This is a genomic window from Kangiella sediminilitoris (assembly GCF_001708405.1).
In the GTDB taxonomy this organism is placed as follows: Bacteria; Pseudomonadota; Gammaproteobacteria; order Enterobacterales; family Kangiellaceae; genus Kangiella; species Kangiella sediminilitoris.
This window is the reverse complement of record NZ_CP012418.1, coordinates 1013239-1030132: the sequence shown is the minus strand read 5'-3', so window position 1 is coordinate 1030132 and position 16894 is coordinate 1013239. Positions and strand designations below refer to the sequence as shown.

Annotated in this window: 12 protein-coding genes; 4 read left to right on the top strand and 8 right to left on the bottom strand. The window is 43.4% G+C overall.

Features of this window, described 5'->3' with window-relative positions; genetic code table 11:
* Window positions 1-93 precede the first annotated feature (93 nt).
* The 3 genes from hutC to hutH are packed head-to-tail and all read left to right on the top strand — an operon-like array spanning window position 94 to window position 4099.
* The gene (hutC, locus tag KS2013_RS04830) at window positions 94-825 is read left to right on the top strand and encodes a histidine utilization repressor (RefSeq protein ID WP_068990541.1); all 732 of its coding nucleotides are present in this window, start codon (window positions 94-96) and stop codon (window positions 823-825) included.
* Between the two features lie 36 nt (window positions 826-861).
* Window positions 862-2547, top strand: a complete 1686-nt coding sequence (gene hutU, locus KS2013_RS04825) for a urocanate hydratase (protein WP_068990533.1) — start codon at window positions 862-864, stop codon at window positions 2545-2547.
* A 22-nt stretch (window positions 2548-2569) separates the two neighbouring features.
* On the top strand, window positions 2570-4099 hold the full coding sequence (gene hutH / locus KS2013_RS04820; RefSeq protein ID WP_068990530.1) for a histidine ammonia-lyase: 1530 nt from the start codon (window positions 2570-2572) through the stop codon (window positions 4097-4099).
* 54 nt (window positions 4100-4153) lie between these two features.
* Here hutH and KS2013_RS04815 read toward each other — a convergent pair whose 3' ends face one another.
* Window positions 4154-4489: a hypothetical protein gene (locus KS2013_RS04815; RefSeq protein ID WP_068990528.1), complete on the bottom strand. Its 336-nt coding sequence runs from the start codon at window positions 4487-4489 to the stop codon at window positions 4154-4156.
* Window positions 4490-4570: 81 nt separating this feature from the next.
* The gene (locus KS2013_RS04810; protein WP_068990524.1) at window positions 4571-5131 is read right to left on the bottom strand and encodes a YceI family protein; all 561 of its coding nucleotides are present in this window, start codon (window positions 5129-5131) and stop codon (window positions 4571-4573) included.
* Between the two features lie 93 nt (window positions 5132-5224).
* On the opposite strand from KS2013_RS04810, the gene KS2013_RS04805 reads away from it, so the two are divergent.
* Window positions 5225-6733, top strand: a complete 1509-nt coding sequence (locus tag KS2013_RS04805; RefSeq protein ID WP_068990521.1) for a DUF4139 domain-containing protein — start codon at window positions 5225-5227, stop codon at window positions 6731-6733.
* 57 nt (window positions 6734-6790) lie between these two features.
* Here the strand turns inward: KS2013_RS04805 and KS2013_RS04800 are convergent, their stop codons facing one another.
* The 6 genes from KS2013_RS04800 to KS2013_RS04775 form a co-directional block, all read right to left on the bottom strand.
* The gene (locus KS2013_RS04800; protein ID WP_068990518.1) at window positions 6791-9529 is read right to left on the bottom strand and encodes a M16 family metallopeptidase; all 2739 of its coding nucleotides are present in this window, start codon (window positions 9527-9529) and stop codon (window positions 6791-6793) included.
* 241 nt (window positions 9530-9770) lie between these two features.
* A complete protein-coding gene (gene sucD, locus KS2013_RS04795; RefSeq protein WP_068990515.1) occupies window positions 9771-10643 on the bottom strand; it encodes a succinate--CoA ligase subunit alpha in 873 nt (290 codons plus the stop codon).
* Window positions 10643-11809 carry an ADP-forming succinate--CoA ligase subunit beta gene (sucC, locus tag KS2013_RS04790; protein ID WP_068990505.1) on the bottom strand — a complete coding sequence of 389 codons (1167 nt, stop codon included), beginning with the start codon at window positions 11807-11809 and terminating at the stop codon, window positions 10643-10645. The genes sucD and sucC overlap by 1 nt, the downstream gene beginning before the upstream one ends.
* A gap of 78 nt (window positions 11810-11887) precedes the next feature.
* Window positions 11888-13120 (bottom strand): 2-oxoglutarate dehydrogenase complex dihydrolipoyllysine-residue succinyltransferase, encoded by a 1233-nt coding sequence (gene odhB, locus KS2013_RS04785; RefSeq protein ID WP_068990502.1) that lies wholly within the window; start codon window positions 13118-13120, stop codon window positions 11888-11890.
* A gap of 53 nt (window positions 13121-13173) precedes the next feature.
* A complete protein-coding gene (locus KS2013_RS04780; RefSeq protein ID WP_068990498.1) occupies window positions 13174-15993 on the bottom strand; it encodes a 2-oxoglutarate dehydrogenase E1 component in 2820 nt (939 codons plus the stop codon).
* Window positions 15994-16175: 182 nt separating this feature from the next.
* Window positions 16176-16874, bottom strand: a complete 699-nt coding sequence (locus KS2013_RS04775) for a succinate dehydrogenase iron-sulfur subunit (RefSeq protein ID WP_068990494.1) — start codon at window positions 16872-16874, stop codon at window positions 16176-16178.
* Between the last annotated feature and the right edge of the window lie 20 nt (window positions 16875-16894).

Genomic DNA, 16894 nt, shown 5'->3' with positions numbered 1-16894 from the left:
GTATAGTTCAACTTGTATATACAACCTAGGATACAGGAATTATTCCGAGGTTCAAGCCATGAATGGATGTGAAGTAGTAGATACTAAATAAAAATGTCGGATATAGATACTCGCCTTTATATGGTGGTTAAAAATTTTATAAAAGAAGGTATTGAAAAAACCAGCTGGGCTGAGCACAAACGGGTTCCCTCAGAAAACCAGCTCGTTGAAACCTGTGGTGTGAGCCGAATGACCGCCCGACGTGCGCTGGATGAGCTGACTGAAGAAGGTGTGTTATATCGTGTGCAAGGCAGAGGAACCTTTGTCGCACCAAAAAAACTACACTCGCCAATGCTGGAAATCCGCAACATTGCCGATGAGGTCTCGAAGCGAGGAAATACCTACTCCAACGAGCTTATTCTGCTGCAGAAAGAGCACTGTCCTACGCATCTGCTTAATCGCTTCGAGCTAGAGGAAGGGGAAGATATATACCACTCAATCATGGTTCATAAGGAAAATGATAAGCCTATTCAAATTGAGCAACGCTATGTTAATCCCAAAGCTGCGCCAGATTATTTGAAGCAAAACTTTAATCAGATGACACCCAATGTATATTTATCGGAAGTTGCCCCACTGACTCAGGCTGAACATCAGATTGAGGCAAAAGAAGCCGACCCATTCATGCGCGTCACATTAAAACTTCAAGATAACGAGCCCGTACTTTCAATTGACCGTATCACCTGGTCGAAAGATTTATTAGTCAGTTATTGTCAGTTATTTCATCCTGCCAGTCGTTTTAAGTTAACTGGTAGCTTTACAACCGAACACCAATTGACCGAGCTATAAGCTTGGACACTTTACAACGTTTAGAGAGGAATCAAAATGTCGAACAACTCTTTTGACAAGAAGCGTTTTGATGCAAGTCGTGAAATTCGTGCCCCGCATGGCACAGAACTAAATGCAAAGTCATGGTTAACAGAAGCTCCGCTACGCATGCTGATGAACAACCTGGATCCGGATGTCGCTGAACATCCTCAAGGCTTAGTTGTATATGGCGGTATTGGCCGCGCGGCTCGTAACTGGGAATGCTACGACAAGATTGTAGAAAGCTTAAAAAACCTTAATGACGATGAGACATTATTGGTCCAGTCTGGAAAACCTGTCGGAGTATTTAAAACTCATGCCGATGCACCACGGGTTTTAATTGCTAATTCGAATTTGGTGCCACACTGGGCTAACTGGGAACACTTTAACGAGCTCGACCGTAAGGGGCTGATGATGTATGGCCAGATGACCGCTGGCTCATGGATTTACATTGGTAGCCAAGGGATCGTACAGGGTACTTACGAGACTTTTGTAGAAGCTGGTCGACAACACTTTGATGGTGATACGAAAGGTAAATGGATTTTAACCGGCGGTTTAGGCGGAATGGGAGGCGCACAGCCTTTAGCTGCTACCATGGCAGGCTACTGCATGATTGCGGTCGAGTGTGATGAAACCCGTATCGATTTCCGTATGAGAACAGGTTACGTAGACAAGAAAGCTAAAAGCGTCGATGAAGCATTATCAATGCTTCAGGAAGCATTGGATAATGGCGAAGCTATCTCTATCGGACTGCTTGGCAATGCAGCAGATATATTCCCTGAGTTACAGCAGCGAGGGGTTAAGCCAGATCTCGTCACTGACCAGACTTCTGCACACGATCCTGTTAACGGTTATTTACCCCAGGGTTGGACAGTTGAAGAGTGGCGAGAAAAAGCCCAGTCCAATCCAGAAGAAGTTTCTAAAGCGGCGAAGAAGTCTATGGCAGTTCAGGTTAAGGCTATGGTTGAGTTTGCCCACTCTGGTGTACCCACCGTTGACTATGGTAACAATATCCGCCAGATGGCCTTGGAAGAAGGTGTCGAAAATGCCTTTGACTTCCCTGGCTTTGTACCTGCCTATATCCGCCCTCTTTTCTGTCGTGGGATTGGTCCTTTCCGCTGGGCAGCCCTTTCAGGTGACCCGGAAGATATCTATAAAACGGACCAAAAAGTTAAAGAAATTATCGCTGACGACCCACATCTTCATAACTGGCTGGATATGGCCAAAGAGAGAATCCAGTTCCAGGGGCTGCCTTCACGAATCTGCTGGGTTGGTCTAGGGCTTCGTCATAAACTGGGTTTAGCATTTAACGAAATGGTAAAAAACGGAGAATTAAAGGCACCAGTTGTTATTGGCCGAGATCACTTAGACTCAGGCTCCGTCGCTAGCCCTAATCGCGAAACTGAAGGCATGAAAGATGGTTCTGACGCAGTGTCTGACTGGCCATTACTAAACGCTATGCTGAATGTGGCTGGTGGAGCAACCTGGGTATCACTGCATCATGGTGGCGGTGTTGGAATGGGCTTCTCTCAACACTCAGGCGTTGTCATTTGTTGTGACGGAACTGATGAAGCTGCAGAACGAATTAATCGAGTACTCTTCAATGATCCGGCAACCGGTGTAATGCGTCACGCAGACGCTGGTTATGAAGCGGCCATTGAGTGCGCAAAAGAGAATAACTTAAACCTACCAATGGTTAAGTAACACTGACAATAAGGTTATAAATATGACAACTTATACTCTAACTCCCGGTGAACTGACACTTGCAGACTGTCGAGCAGTTTACTCCAAGCCTTGTCAGATAGAGCTGAATCCAGACTTTTATCCTGTTATCGATCGTGCGGCCCAAACGGTAGCCGACGTGGTTGAAAACAACCAGACGGTTTATGGTATTAATACTGGGTTCGGTCTTTTAGCATCGACCAGAATCCCACGAGAAAAACTTGAGCTTTTACAGGAAAGTCTGGTGTTATCACATGCTGCAGGTATTGGTGAGCTGCTGCCGGACAATGTCGTACGATTGTTGATGGTTTTAAAATTATCCAGTTTGTCACAAGGACACTCTGGGGTGCGTCGTGAAACAGTTGACGCTTTAATACAGCTGGTAAACCATGAGGTTTATCCCTGTATACCAGAAAAAGGTTCTGTTGGTGCTTCTGGTGATTTGGCACCACTGGCTCACATGAGCTGTACCCTAATTGGTGTTGGTGAAGTACGCCACAAGGACAAAATCTTAAGCGCTGAAGAAGGCTTAAAAATAGCAGGATTAAAGCCACTGACCCTGGCTGCAAAAGAAGGGTTGGCACTATTGAACGGCACACAATGCTCTACTGCGTTGGCTTTAGCTGGCTTATTTGGTGCTGAAAATAACTTTGCTGCAGCAACTGTCGCCGGGGCACTGACTGTTGATGCAGTGCTAGGCTCTGTTGCTCCGTTTGACGCACGCATTCACCAGGTTCGTGGCCATGACGGACAGAAAAAGGTAGCGCTGTCACTGCTTAATCTGATTAAAGGCAGCGAGATCAACAAGTCTCACGAAGACTGCGAAAAAGTACAGGACCCCTACTCTCTTCGTTGTCAGCCTCAAGTCATGGGAGCCGCACTTGATCATATGCGTTTTGCGGCGTCAGTTTTATTAACCGAAACAAATGCTGTCTCGGATAACCCTCTTGTTTTCCCGGAAGACGGTGACATTATTTCTGGTGGTAACTTCCACGCTGAACCAGTGGCTATGTCTTCAGATCTATTGGCCGTGGTTATCGCAGAGGTGGGTGCGATCGTTGAACGCCGAATAGCGCTGATGCTGGACAAACATCTAAGTGGCTTACCGGCATTCCTGGTTGAAGATAGTGGTGTCAACTCAGGCTTTATGATTGCTCAGGTCACAGCAGCAGCCTTGGCCTCAGAAAATAAAACTCTCGCTCATCCAGCTTCGGTAGACAGCCTTCCAACTTCAGCAAACCAGGAAGACCATGTATCAATGGCTACTTTTGCTGCTCGTCGCCTGCGCGATATGAACTTTAATACCGCCGGCGTCATTGCTGTTGAATTATTAAGTGCAGCCCAGGGTATTGATTTTAGAGCCCCTTTAAAAACCTCTGAAACATTACTAAAGGCATACTCAGCAATTCGTAAGGAGGTTCCTTACTACGAGAAAGACCGTCATTTTGGTCCTGATATTGAAGCGATACGTGAACTGATTGATAGTGGGTTCTTTAATCAATTTGCGCACGAGTTAGAGTTGCCAAGTCTGTAATTACTAAGTGCAATAAAAAAGCACCTAACGGTGCTTTTTTATTGAGCATAACTTTTACATCCCCAGTGAAATTTCAGCAATTCGCCTCCTTGCCTTTTTTAAATGTGAAATAAACTCATTCTTCTGCAGTAGGTGTTTGTAATTTTCCGACTCATAAAGATGGCTTACAAGTTGCTTTTGTCGTTTATATTCTTCAGGAAGGTAATCGACCCCAACCTTGCACCAGGCTAACCCTTTTAATCTTAACTGCTCAGGGTGTCCCTTGGCTTTTACAAACTTGCAGATAGATACTATTTTATCTGCCATTTGCGAATCAATATCCAGCACCTCTGTCTTGCCAGTTTGTGATATCGCAAACAGCACTATTCCCAACAGGAACGGTTTCTTCATTTTCCTTACTCTAACGCTATATGGTTAATAACTTTAAGAGCTGAAACCTGATCCTATATGTTTATTGTCACTTCCTGTACATTAAGGTTTCAAAGCTACATCAAATTCTACTTCGACTTCATGTCTTACCCAGTCAGGGTTCTTCCAAGAACCCAGCCCTAGGTCAAAATCAAGCCGGTTAATTGTAAGTTTGCCTTCTAAGCGCAACAAGTCGACTAGTTCACGAATTTTTATTTTAAAGCTGTAACGATTTGAAATTCCTTTAATTTTTAACTCTCCTGAAACTTGATATATATTGTCGGAAATGGCTTCTACTGTGTCCGACTTAAAGTAACTTCTAGGAGTATTCTCAACATCAAACCAGTTTTCCTTTTTGAGCATTGAGTCACGCTTTGAGCTACCGCTCTCTACTGAATCCAAATTAATTTCAACGTAAATTTGGGTGTTACTGATATTGGAAGCATCAAAATTGGTAGTGACCATGAACTCTTTAAAATGACCAGTAAAGGCGGTTTTCTTATTCTGAACACCACTAAACTGTATATAGCTGTCACCGGTTACTTTGGAATACTCCTTAGCTCCTGAAGCAAATGCTAAAAAAGTAAGCATTAAAGCCAGACTATATTTAATCTTTACCAACATAAAAAGCTACCTTTCAAATTTTGGCTATGTTAACCCATTTAAGTTACTCTGACGTTTATAGACGGTGTATGGTCAAAACACAAGGATACTCTCATGCTTTATAAACATAGCAGACATAGCATACTAACATTATTAATAACTTCGGCGCTTTATGGAGCTCCTGCCATTACTGGTGCAGAAGATGCTATAACAATATACAGTAGCGCTCAGCCGGGCTCTATATCACCCAGTAGTTACCGTCCAGTTCCCGGACGACATATTGGGAATTATAATATCCCCGGGTATGCCGTCATAAAAAGCACTCAACAATATAAACTGTCAGAAGGTCTGAACCGTGTCGAAGTTAATAATGTTGCCGCTTTAATAGACCCCACCACAGTATCATTCATGTCCTTAACTGATCCTGAAGCTCATGTAGTTGAACAAAATTATCAATTTGATCTTGTAAGCCAACAAAAGCTTTTACAACGTTATTTAGGCAGGAATATTACAGTCGAACAGGAACTGGGGAATGATACGAATATTATTAAGGGCAAGTTAGTCAGCGCCATGGGTGGCCTTGTACTGGAGGATGAACGGGGTAACGTATACAGTATCAATAGTTACAGAAATATTAAATTCCCAAGCCTACCGGGAGGGTTACGTACCAGACCTACACTAGTCTGGGACTTAAAAGCAAACAAGGGCGGAAAGCACGATATTGAGCTTAGCTACCAGACCGAAGGGGTCACCTGGTGGTCTGATTATAATATTGCCTATAGCGAAGAGGACAAGTGCCAGCTAGATCTTTCTGCATGGGTCAGTATCATTAATCAATCAGGCACAAGCTATGAAAATGCAAAGCTTAAGTTAATTGCCGGGGATGTTAATCGCGCAAAAGCTCCTTCTGCAATTAGAAGCAGTCAAGTCATGTATGAAAAAGCAGCTATGGCTGATAGCACAGGGTTTGAAGAAAAATCCTTCTTTGAGTACCACCTATACACACTGGGGCGCCCAGCGACACTCCCGGATAACTCAACTAAGCAGCTTGAACTATTCCCTTCTGTTAACGCTATAAACTGCGATAAGGAGCTGGTGTTCGATGCCTCAAATCATTATGGCTTTAGCGGGCTGAATACAAATCAGAATTATGGCCAGAAAAGTGAGGGCGATGTTAATGTCTACCTCCGATTTAATAACAGTGAAGACAATAATATGGGCATACCTCTGCCTGCAGGTAGAATCCGAGTTAATCAAAAAGACTCTGATGGCAGCATGGAATTTATAGGCGAGGATATTATCGACCATACCCCAAAAGATGAGGATGTACTTATAAAAGTGGGGAACTCATTTGATATAAAGGGTGAGCGAACGCAAACAGACTACCGAGTTAATACAAAATCAAGGACTATGAGCGAAAGCTTTGAAATTACATTGAGTAATCACAAAACTGAAAATGTGCAGGTAGTCATCCGGGAGAAACTTTATCGTTGGTCACAATGGGAAATTAAAAGCAATTCTCATGAGTTTTCTAAACAGGATGCAAGACACATCCATTTTAATGTTAATGTCCCAGCCAGTGGCGAATTAAAAGTTAACTATACCGTAAATTATCGCTGGTAATTAATGGAAATAAAAAAGCCGCAGTATTAACTGCGGCTCTTACACTCAGTCACCATATTACTCAGCTTTAGTCTTGTCTCCAGCTTTTACGATGGAGATATTATCCAAGCTAAGGTGCTTCCGAAATGCCTGGTTAATATCCTCAACCGTCAATGTCTTAAGAGCTTGTTCAAACTCTTCGTCCCACTGCATTGAACGATCTAGATCCAAATTAGAAGCGAGGGTTCCTACCAGACGATTGTCTTTAGCTCGATCGATTCGACGATTCTGGATCATGCCTTTAACCGCTGCATCCAGCTCATCTTTAGTAAAGCCCTGTTCAATGACCTTTTCGAACTCTTCTTTGAAGCCCTGCTCTACTTTTGCCAGATTTTCTGGCGCACATATCGCGTAAGCACCAAAAATAGCTTTATCATCCTGAGAGCTTACTCTTAAGAATGAACCGGCACCATAACTTAAACCATCTTTTTGACGAAGTCTTGTAGCCAGGCGGCTGTTTAGGAAGCCACCCCCAAAGATTTGGTTGGCGACAATCAATGCTGGATGGTCAGGATGCTCATCACTGACCGGAATTTGCGTCATGGCACCAAAGGCAGCTCCAGCTTTATCCGGGGTATCAACGAATTTATTAATGGACTCGACGTCTGACGCAGATGTTTTGATGCGCTCATATTCTACTTCTGATTTCCAGTTACCGAGAGTCTCCTCAAGAAGCTCTTGCATCTCGTCCTTATTAAAGTCACCCACCAGAGCAATATCAGCGTCCTGTGCGCCCATAAAACTGTCATGGAAACTTGCCAGCTGTTCTGGAGTCACCTTCTTGATGGCTTCAATTTGCTCATCGATGCTCATACTGTAAAAAGGATGGGAGCTATCATATGGATTCAAATGACGTCCAAGTTGCATAAAGACCTGAGTGCTTGGTTGCTGCTTTTGCTGCTCTAAACTAACGATGCGTTCACGCTTTAATACTTCTAACTCTTCTTCACTGAAACGAGGATTCTTTAAAACTTGTTCAACCAGACGAATCACCTCAGCAAGATTTTCCTTGTTTGTCTGTATTCGAGCAGTAACGGTAGTACTATCACCACTGACGCTGACGTTTGCTTTCAAACGATCAAACTCAGACTGAAGCTCTTCGCGGCTCAAATCTTTTGTGCCTCGATCTAGCATTCCGGCCGTTAGTGATGGGATGACACCACTATTACGTAAATCATTAAGGTTGCCTATATCCAGTCGAATCTGGGCAACAACAGACTCGCCGCGAGTTTTCTTAGGCAAATAAACAACTTTTGCACCATTACTTAAAGTCGACTCCACAGTTCTTTCATCAATATTGTCATGAGAAGGGTCAAAGTCCTCACCCTGCGCAACTGCTTTTCGACCTTCATAGCCTTCGAGCATGGCATCAATTTCCTCGTCACTCATTCTAACGATGGAATCAGCTCTGTCTGGCTTCTGCTCTGGCAAAAATAAACCTAAAGTGCGATTATCATTAACAAGGAACTCTTCAGCAGCTGCCTGAACATCATCAACAGTTACTGCTTCAAGGCGATCTCGGTTGAGGAACAATAGCCTCCAGTCACCCATACCAACCCACTCAGTAAGCTCGAGAGCGATACTTTGAGATGAGTTAAAGCTAAGCTCTATTTGCTTTAATAGCTTCGCCTTAGCCTGCTTTACTTCTTTCTCTGTAATCGGATTACTTTTAATATCTTCTAAAGTTTTCAGCATTTCCGATTCTGTTTTAGCAATATCCTTTCCTTTGGCAACCTGGGCTCCAAATAGTAGGGCTCCGGGCTCACCCAGCTGGAATGGGAAACCAAATGTAGAAGCTGCTAACTCATTCTTTACCAGGGCATCATGTAATCTACCAGTCTTATTATCACCTAGAATCTGATTTAGCACCTGAACGGCAGCGAACTTTTCTGATGGACCTGCTGGAGTTTTATAAAGAACGCCGACCATTTGTACATCACCGGGACGTCGTACTACAACACGGCGCTCACCATCCTGAATAGGTTCTTCGGTGTAAAGCTCGGCTATGGTTCTATCCGGCTTGGGGATATCACCAAACTCTTCATCAATAAGCTCGATTAACTGCTCTTCATCGATTTTTCCTGAAACAATTAAAGTAGCGTTATCTGGCTGATAATATTTACGGTAAAAAGCCTGTAAATTGCTGATATCCACATTCTCCAGATCCGAGCGAGCTCCTATTGTTGATTTGCCATAATTATGCCAATCAAAGGCTGTAGACATTAAACGTTGCATCAAAACACGGAATGGACTGTTCTCACCATTCTCAAGTTCATTTCTAACTACCGTCATTTCGCTATCAAGATCTTTTTTCGCAATAAATGAGTTGATCATACGATCAGCCTCTAAATCCAAAGCCCACTCGATATTTTCAGGAGTAGCGGAAAAAGTCTCAAAATAATTCGTTCTATCGTACCAGGTCGTTCCATTTGGCTCTGCGCCGTGGTCAGTTAACTCTTTGGGAATATCTTTATGGTCCGGTGTTCCTTTAAAAACCAGGTGCTCCAATAAGTGAGCCATGCCAGTTTCGCCGTAATTTTCGTGCTTAGATCCGACGTGGTATGTAACGTTGACTGTGACCGTTTCCTGGGTTGGATCCGGGAATAGTAGCACCTGCAAACCATTGTCCAGACGGTACTCTGTAATACCTTCAACCGACGTTACTTTCTCAACCCCTTCAGGCAACTTTGCGTATGCTGCTCCCATTCCAGTAGCTAAAGCCATTGCTAAAAAGGTTTTCTTAAATTTTAAGACCATAGATATCCCTCTATTCTTTCACTCTACTACGCGTAGTAGTTAACTGTATTAATCTGCTTTTAAATAAATGAAACAAGCTACGGCATAAACATAGCTTTTCTCAGCTAAGCAGTATCATACAAAGCTTTGTAACTGTATAGGGAGTAAATGTTAATAAATATGACAAACATAAGAATCAATGCTGCAGATACAAAAAAGCCGCAGACAAGTGTCTGCGGCTCTGAAGAAAGTCAGGTTGGAATTACCAGCCTGTTATTTCTTTCATAGCTGAGCCAATCTCTGCCAAAGAACGTACGGTTTTAACACCCGCGTCTTCAAGGGCAGCAAACTTCTCAGCTGCAGTACCTTTACCACCAGCGATAATCGCACCAGCATGACCCATACGTTTACCTGGAGGTGCTGTGACACCTGCAATGTATGAAACAACTGGTTTAGTAACGTTTTCTTTGATGTATGCTGCGGCTTCTTCTTCAGCAGAACCACCGATTTCACCAATCATTACGATTGCTTCAGTCGCCGGATCTTTTTCAAACATCTCAAGGATGTCGATGAAGTTAGATCCTGGGATTGGGTCACCGCCAATACCAACACAGGTTGACTGACCAAAACCATAATCTGTCGTTTGCTTTACTGCTTCATAGGTCAAAGTACCAGAGCGAGAAACAATACCCACTTTACCTGGTTTATGAATATGGCCAGGCATAATACCAATTTTGCTCTCTCCCGGAGTGATGACACCCGGACAGTTAGGACCAATCAGACGAACACCTAGACGATCACAAACAATTTTTGCATCCAACATATCGAGTGTTGGGATACCTTCTGTGATACAGATAACTAGTTTGATGCCAGCATTAGCAGCCTCAAGAATAGAGTCTTTACAGAATGGCGCCGGAACATAGATAACGGACGCTTCAGCACCAGTTTCTTGAACAGCTTCTTTCACGGTATTGAAGACAGGAAGACCAAGGTGAGTTTGACCGCCTTTACCAGGAGTCACACCGCCAACCATGTTTGTACCGTACTCTATCGCCTGCTCAGTATGGAAAGTACCTTGTGAGCCAGTGATGCCCTGACAAATAACTTTTGTTTCTTTATTTAGTAGGATACTCATTATTTGCCCTCCGCTGCAGCAACAACTTTCTTCGCTGCGTCAGTTAAGCTTTCCGCTGCAATGATGTTTAGACCTGATTCAGCCAGAACCTTCGTTCCAAGCTCAGCATTGTTACCCTCCAGACGAACAACTACTGGATCTTCAATACCCACATCCTTAACTGCACCGATGATGCCTTCTGCGATAAGGTCACAACGAACAATACCACCAAAAATATTAACCAATACAGCCTTAACGTTTTCATCAGAAAGAATGATTTTAAAGGCTTCAGTAACACGCTCTTTTGTCGCGCCGCCACCAACGTCAAGGAAGTTAGCTGGCTCACCGCCGTGTAGTTTGATGATATCCATTGTACCCATTGCAAGGCCGGCACCATTAACCATACAGCCGATGTTACCGTCAAGCGCAACATAGTTAAGTTCAAATTTAGCGGCATGTGCTTCACGCTCATCTTCCTGTGAAGGGTCGTGCATCTCAGCTAATTTGTTATGACGATATAGAGCATTGCCATCGATATTAATTTTTGCGTCCAGACAGTGTAGATCGCCGTCTTCTTTAATCACTAAGGGATTAATCTCAAGAAGCGATAAATCTTTTTCAACAAACATTTTAGCAAGCTGAATGAAGATGTGAGTAAACTGCTTAACCTGCTTGCCTTCAAGACCTAATTGGAAAGCGAGCTCACGACCTTGATATGGTTGTGGACCAACTAGCGGATCAATCGTTGCTTTAAGAATCTTCTCTGGAGTTTCTTCTGCAACTTTCTCAATCTCAACACCACCTTCGGTAGAAGCCATGAAGACAACACGACGCGAAGAACGGTCAATGACTGCGCCCAGATAAAGTTCTTTATCAATATCAGTGCATGACTCAACTAAGATTTTACTGACAGGTTGGCCATTAGCATCAGTTTGATAAGTCACTAAGTTCTTACCTAGCCACTGTTTAGCAAACTCTTTAACTTCTTCTTTAGTTTTAACAAGCTTTACGCCACCTGCTTTACCACGGCCACCGGCATGTACTTGAGCTTTAACAACCCACATGTCACCACCGATTTGGCCAGCAGCTTCAAAAGCAGACTGAGGGTTATCAACAGCATAACCTTCAGATACTGGTAAACCGTATTCACGGAATAGTTGTTTACCTTGATACTCGTGTAGGTTCATTTGATGTTCCTAATTTCACGTTAATTAAAAAGACAAAAGCCGGATAGAATTTATCCGGCTGTACTTGATACTTACTGATTAAACATCCAGTAGAATGCGAGCCGGATCTTCAATAAACTCTTTAATAGTTTTCAAGAAGCCGACTGATTCACGACCATCAATAATTCGGTGGTCATATGAAAGCGCAACATTCATCATTGGACGAATCACAATTTCTCCATCAATAACTACTGGACGATCTTCCATTCGATTCATACCTAAAATACCACTTTGAGGTGGGTTAATGATTGGCGTAGCCATTAGCGAGCCAAACACACCACCATTAGAGATAGTAAAGGTACCGCCTGTCATCTCTTCGACAGTCAATTTATTATCACGAGCTTTAACACCAAACTCGCGAATTTTTGCTTCTATCTCTGCAAGGCTCATAGTGTCCGCATCACGTAGGACAGGAACGACAAGACCTCTTGGAGAAGAAACCGCAACACCAATGTCGTAATAACCATGATATACAATGTCATCACCATCGATTGAAGCGTTAACAGCAGGATAACGTTTTAATGCTTCTACTGTTGCTTTTACAAAGAAAGACATGAAACCCAAGCGAGTTTCATGAACTTTTTCGAACTGTTCTTTATAACGCGCTCGCAATTCAACAACTTCTTTCATGTTGATATCGTTAAACGTCGTTAATAGAGCTGCATTTTGTTGAGCTTCCACCAAGCGCTCAGCGATACGCTTACGTAAACGAGTCATTGGTACACGCTTCTCTTCGCGTAAACCAGCCGAGACTGGAGCATCAGAACCTTTTGATGCTGGAGCTTCTTTTTTACCACCGTTCTTGATGAAGTTTTCAACGTCTTCTTTAGTCAGACGTCCCCCCTTCCCAGTTGCAGGAATTTGGCTGGCATCCAGGTTATGCTCTGCTACAAGGCGACGAACAGCAGGAGATAGAACATCAGAATCTTTCGATGGTTCCGCAGGTTTATCTTCTGACTTAGCTTTTTCTTCCTCAGACTCATCTTTCTTATCAGAAGAATCGTCTTTGGACTCAGAGCTAGTATCACCACCGGCTCCAGCTTCAAACTTAGCAATCGCCTCTTCTTGAAGAACGGTGTCGCCTTCTTCTTTTAAGATTTCAGAAATAGCACCATCTTCCGGAGCTACAACTTCCAAAACTACTTTATCAGTCTCAATATCGACCAAGTTCTGATCACGCGATACTGCTTCCCCAGGCTTAACGTGCCAAGTAGCAATCGTTGCATCCGCTACAGATTCAGGCAACACAGGAACTTTAATTTCGATAGCCATGTTATAACCTTATTTACCTTAAATTATTTCAAATTCTGTTATTGGATACGTTGTTATTCGATACCCAACGCATCGTTGACCAATTTATTTTGCTGCTCATTATGAATACTCGCATAACCAACAGCTGGTGCTGCTGAAGCTGCACGACCCGCAAATATTACAGGGTCGTTAGTTGGAGCCGCTTCATCTAAATTATGACGACTACAATACCACGCACCCTGGTTTTGCGGCTCTTCCTGACACCACACAAACGTCTTAGCAGCCTTGTATGACGCTAAGATTTTTTCCACTTCCTCATGCGGGAATGGATACAGCTGCTCAATACGAACAATAGCAACATTATCTAACTTTTCGTCACGACGCTTTTTGAGCAGATCATAATAAACCTTGCCGGAGCACATGACCACCCGTTCAACTTTCTTTTTGTCTAACTGATCTATTTCATCAATGGCATTCTGGAACTGACCCTTAGTCAACTCATCGATGTTAGAAACAGCGTCTCTGTGGCGCAACAAGCTCTTTGGTGTCATTACAATCAATGGCTTACGTAACTTACGCACCATTTGACGACGAATCATATGGAATGCCTGAGCTGGCGTTGAGGGCACTACTACCTGCATATTCTGCTCAGCAGATAATTGCAGGAATCGTTCTAAACGTGCGGAGCTATGCTCCGGACCCTGGCCTTCATAGCCGTGAGGCAAAAATAAGGTTAAGCCAGACAGTCTGCCCCATTTCTGCTCTCCAGAGCTGATAAACTGATCGATAACAACTTGCGCACCATTAGCAAAATCACCAAACTGGGCTTCCCAGATGACCATTGAATTAGGTTCATTTGTTGAATAGCCATACTCAAAGGCCATAACAGCTTCTTCTGACAGCACTGAGTCAATCACAGTGAAGCTGGGTTGATCTTCTTTAATATTCTGTAGCGGAATATAAACTTCAGCATCATCCTGGTCATGCAAGACAGCATGACGGTGAAAGAATGTACCACGTCCACTATCCTGACCACAGATGCGAACTTCATAATCTTCATCAAGCAGTGATGCATAGGCCAGAGTTTCAGCAAAACCCCAGTCCATTGGCTTTTCACCTTCTGCCATTTCTTTACGTAGACCCATCAGCTTTTTAACTTGACGTTGCAAAGGTAGATCTTCTGGGTAATCACAAATGCGCTCAGACAAAAATTTAAACTGTTTTTTCGTGATGGCCGTTTTAGCTGGTGACTGCCACGACTGATTTTCAAAAGGAGTCCAGTCAACACTGTACTCGTTTTTGTGTGTCGGAATTCGGTTTAGAACCACCGAGTCTCCTTTATCCAGCAAATCACGATAATCATCTGTAAACTTCTTAGCTTCATCGGCAGACAATGTGCCCTCTGAAGTTAATTTGTCTTCATAGATTTTGCGTGTCGTTGGGTGCTTTTTAATTTTTTGGTACATAACTGGCTGGGTCGCGTTAGGCTCATCAGCTTCGTTATGTCCATGACGTCGGTAACATACTAAATCGATCACCACGTCCTTTTTAAACTTATTACGGAATTCCAGGGCAAGACGTGTGACATAAAGGACCGCTTCTGGATCATCACCATTAACGTGGAATACTGGGGCTTCGACCATTTTAGCAACATCAGTACAGTACGCTGTTGAACGAGTGTCCTGTAGTTTTGATGTGGTAAAGCCTACCTGGTTATTAATAACAATATGGACTGAGCCGCCAACATAAAAGCCACGCGCCTGAGACATATTGAAGAGTTCCATGACCACGCCCTGGCCTGTTACAGCGGAGTCACCATGGATCAATACAGGAAGCACCTGTTCACAGTTTTCGTCATTACGGCGTTCTTGACGTGCTCTGACCGAACCTATGACTACTGGGCTTACAATTTCTAAGTGAGAAGGATTAAAAGCCAAAGCCAGATGGACCGGCCCACCTTCTGTCTCTACATCACTGGAATAACCCATATGGTATTTGACGTCGCCAGAGGAGCCCTCTTCAACCACGGCATTCTTTCCGGCAAACTCATCAAATAGCACCTGTGGCTTTTTACCCATGACATTTACGAGCATGTTAAGGCGTCCACGGTGAGCCATACCAATGACAATCTCTTTGGTACCCTTTGAGCCAGCCTGGTTGATAAAATCACGCATCATTGGAATGAGGCTATCCCCACCTTCCAGAGAGAAACGCTTTGCGCCAGGGAATTTTGAGCCTAGATATTTTTCAAGACCTTCTGCTGCAGTCAAACCTTCTAAAATATTTTTCTTGGTTTGATCTCGGAAATCATGAGAAGAACCTGCCGCTTCAAGTTTTTCTTGAATCCAGCGACGCTCTTCGAGGTCATTAATATGTAAGAATTCTGCACCGATAGAATGACAGTAGGTTTCTTTAAGTCTTTCTTCTATCTCTTTCAAAGATTGCTGTTCAGGACCAGCAAGGTTGCCAACATGGAATTTTTTGTTTGGATCAACGTCGCCAAGATCATAGCTGTCCAGGCTTAGGTTTGTTGGGTATGGGTGGCTCCATAAGCCGAGTGGATCGATATTAGCATGATGATGACCACGCGCACGATAGGACTCGATTAAGTGAAGGACTTTTACTTGCTTTGGGTCTGCTGTAGAGTCTCCCCCACCCTGACTGAAAGCAAGCTTCTGACGGTTTAAGCCAATTTGGCGAAAATGTTCACGAATGGCGCCATGAGCTACCTCTTTCTTATCGTTAACTTTTTCGTATGCATCGAATTTTTCGCGCCATTCGGCATCGACTGATTGAGGATCTTCTAAATATTGCTCGTAAAGTTCTTCCAAATAGGCGGCGCTCCCTCCTGAAAGGTAAGCACTGTCAAACATCGCCTCTAAGCCGTTCTTCATTTTAATTTAACACCAGTTCTCGGTATTTGTACCGCTATGATAACCAAAAATCGCAACTCTTAACACAGTAACGTCTGTTTAATTTACAAAGAGTTACTGCAAGAGTTGCGACTCATGAGCCAAGAGAGCAAAAAATATTCAACTCTCAAGGCATTTCGATTAATCAACTTCAAGATCGTGGATTATACACCACTTTTTAATAGCATAGAACGTATATGGCCGATAGCTTTTGTTGGATTCAAGCCTTTCGGACAAACGTCCACACAGTTCATAATGCCACGGCAGCGGAATACGCTGTAGGCATCATCTAAGTCGGACAAACGCTCTTCAGTGCGAGTGTCACGACTATCAATCAGGAAGCGATATGCTTGTAATAAGCCAGATGGGCCTACGAACTTGTCTGGGTTCCACCAGAACGATGGACAGGCTGTCGAGCAGCAAGCACATAAAATACATTCGTATAAGCCATCAAGTTTCTCACGATCTTCAGGTGACTGAAGTCTTTCTTTAGCTGGCGTTTCAGTATCAGCAATCAAATAAGGCTTAATTTTCTCATACTGTTTATAGAACTGTGCCATATCAACTACAAGATCGCGGATAACCGGTAGACCGGGTAATGGACGAATCACCACTGGCGACTTCAAGCTTGAAATAGGCGTAATACACGCCAAGCCATTCTTACCATTGATGTTCATACCATCTGAACCACATACACCTTCACGGCATGAGCGACGGAAAGATAAAGAAGGTTCCTGTTCTTTCAGCTCAACCAGTACATCCAATAACATTTTGTCTGAGCCCTCTGGGATATCCAGATCAAACTCTTGCATGTACGGCTTTTTGTCCGTTTCAGGGTTATAACGATAAACTTTAAATTTCATATATCAATTACTCCGTATTC

Excerpts from the sequence above, each read along its gene's own strand:
- KS2013_RS04810 (WP_068990524.1), bottom strand. The coding sequence starts at position 5,131 with ATGTTGGTAAAGATTAAATATAGTCTGGCTTTAATGCTTACTTTTTTA.
- hutU (WP_068990533.1), top strand. The coding sequence starts at position 862 with ATGTCGAACAACTCTTTTGACAAGAAGCGTTTTGATGCAAGTCGTGAA.
- KS2013_RS04780 (WP_068990498.1), bottom strand. The coding sequence starts at position 15,993 with ATGAAGAACGGCTTAGAGGCGATGTTTGACAGTGCTTACCTTTCAGGA.
- KS2013_RS04800 (WP_068990518.1), bottom strand. The coding sequence starts at position 9,529 with ATGGTCTTAAAATTTAAGAAAACCTTTTTAGCAATGGCTTTAGCTACT.
- KS2013_RS04805 (WP_068990521.1), top strand. The coding sequence starts at position 5,225 with ATGCTTTATAAACATAGCAGACATAGCATACTAACATTATTAATAACT.
- hutH (WP_068990530.1), top strand. The coding sequence starts at position 2,570 with ATGACAACTTATACTCTAACTCCCGGTGAACTGACACTTGCAGACTGT.
- KS2013_RS04815 (WP_068990528.1), bottom strand. The coding sequence starts at position 4,489 with ATGAAGAAACCGTTCCTGTTGGGAATAGTGCTGTTTGCGATATCACAA.
- KS2013_RS04775 (WP_068990494.1), bottom strand. The coding sequence starts at position 16,874 with ATGAAATTTAAAGTTTATCGTTATAACCCTGAAACGGACAAAAAGCCG.
- sucC (WP_068990505.1), bottom strand. The coding sequence starts at position 11,809 with ATGAACCTACACGAGTATCAAGGTAAACAACTATTCCGTGAATACGGT.
- sucD (WP_068990515.1), bottom strand. The coding sequence starts at position 10,643 with ATGAGTATCCTACTAAATAAAGAAACAAAAGTTATTTGTCAGGGCATC.
- odhB (WP_068990502.1), bottom strand. The coding sequence starts at position 13,120 with ATGGCTATCGAAATTAAAGTTCCTGTGTTGCCTGAATCTGTAGCGGAT.
- hutC (WP_068990541.1), top strand. The coding sequence starts at position 94 with ATGTCGGATATAGATACTCGCCTTTATATGGTGGTTAAAAATTTTATA.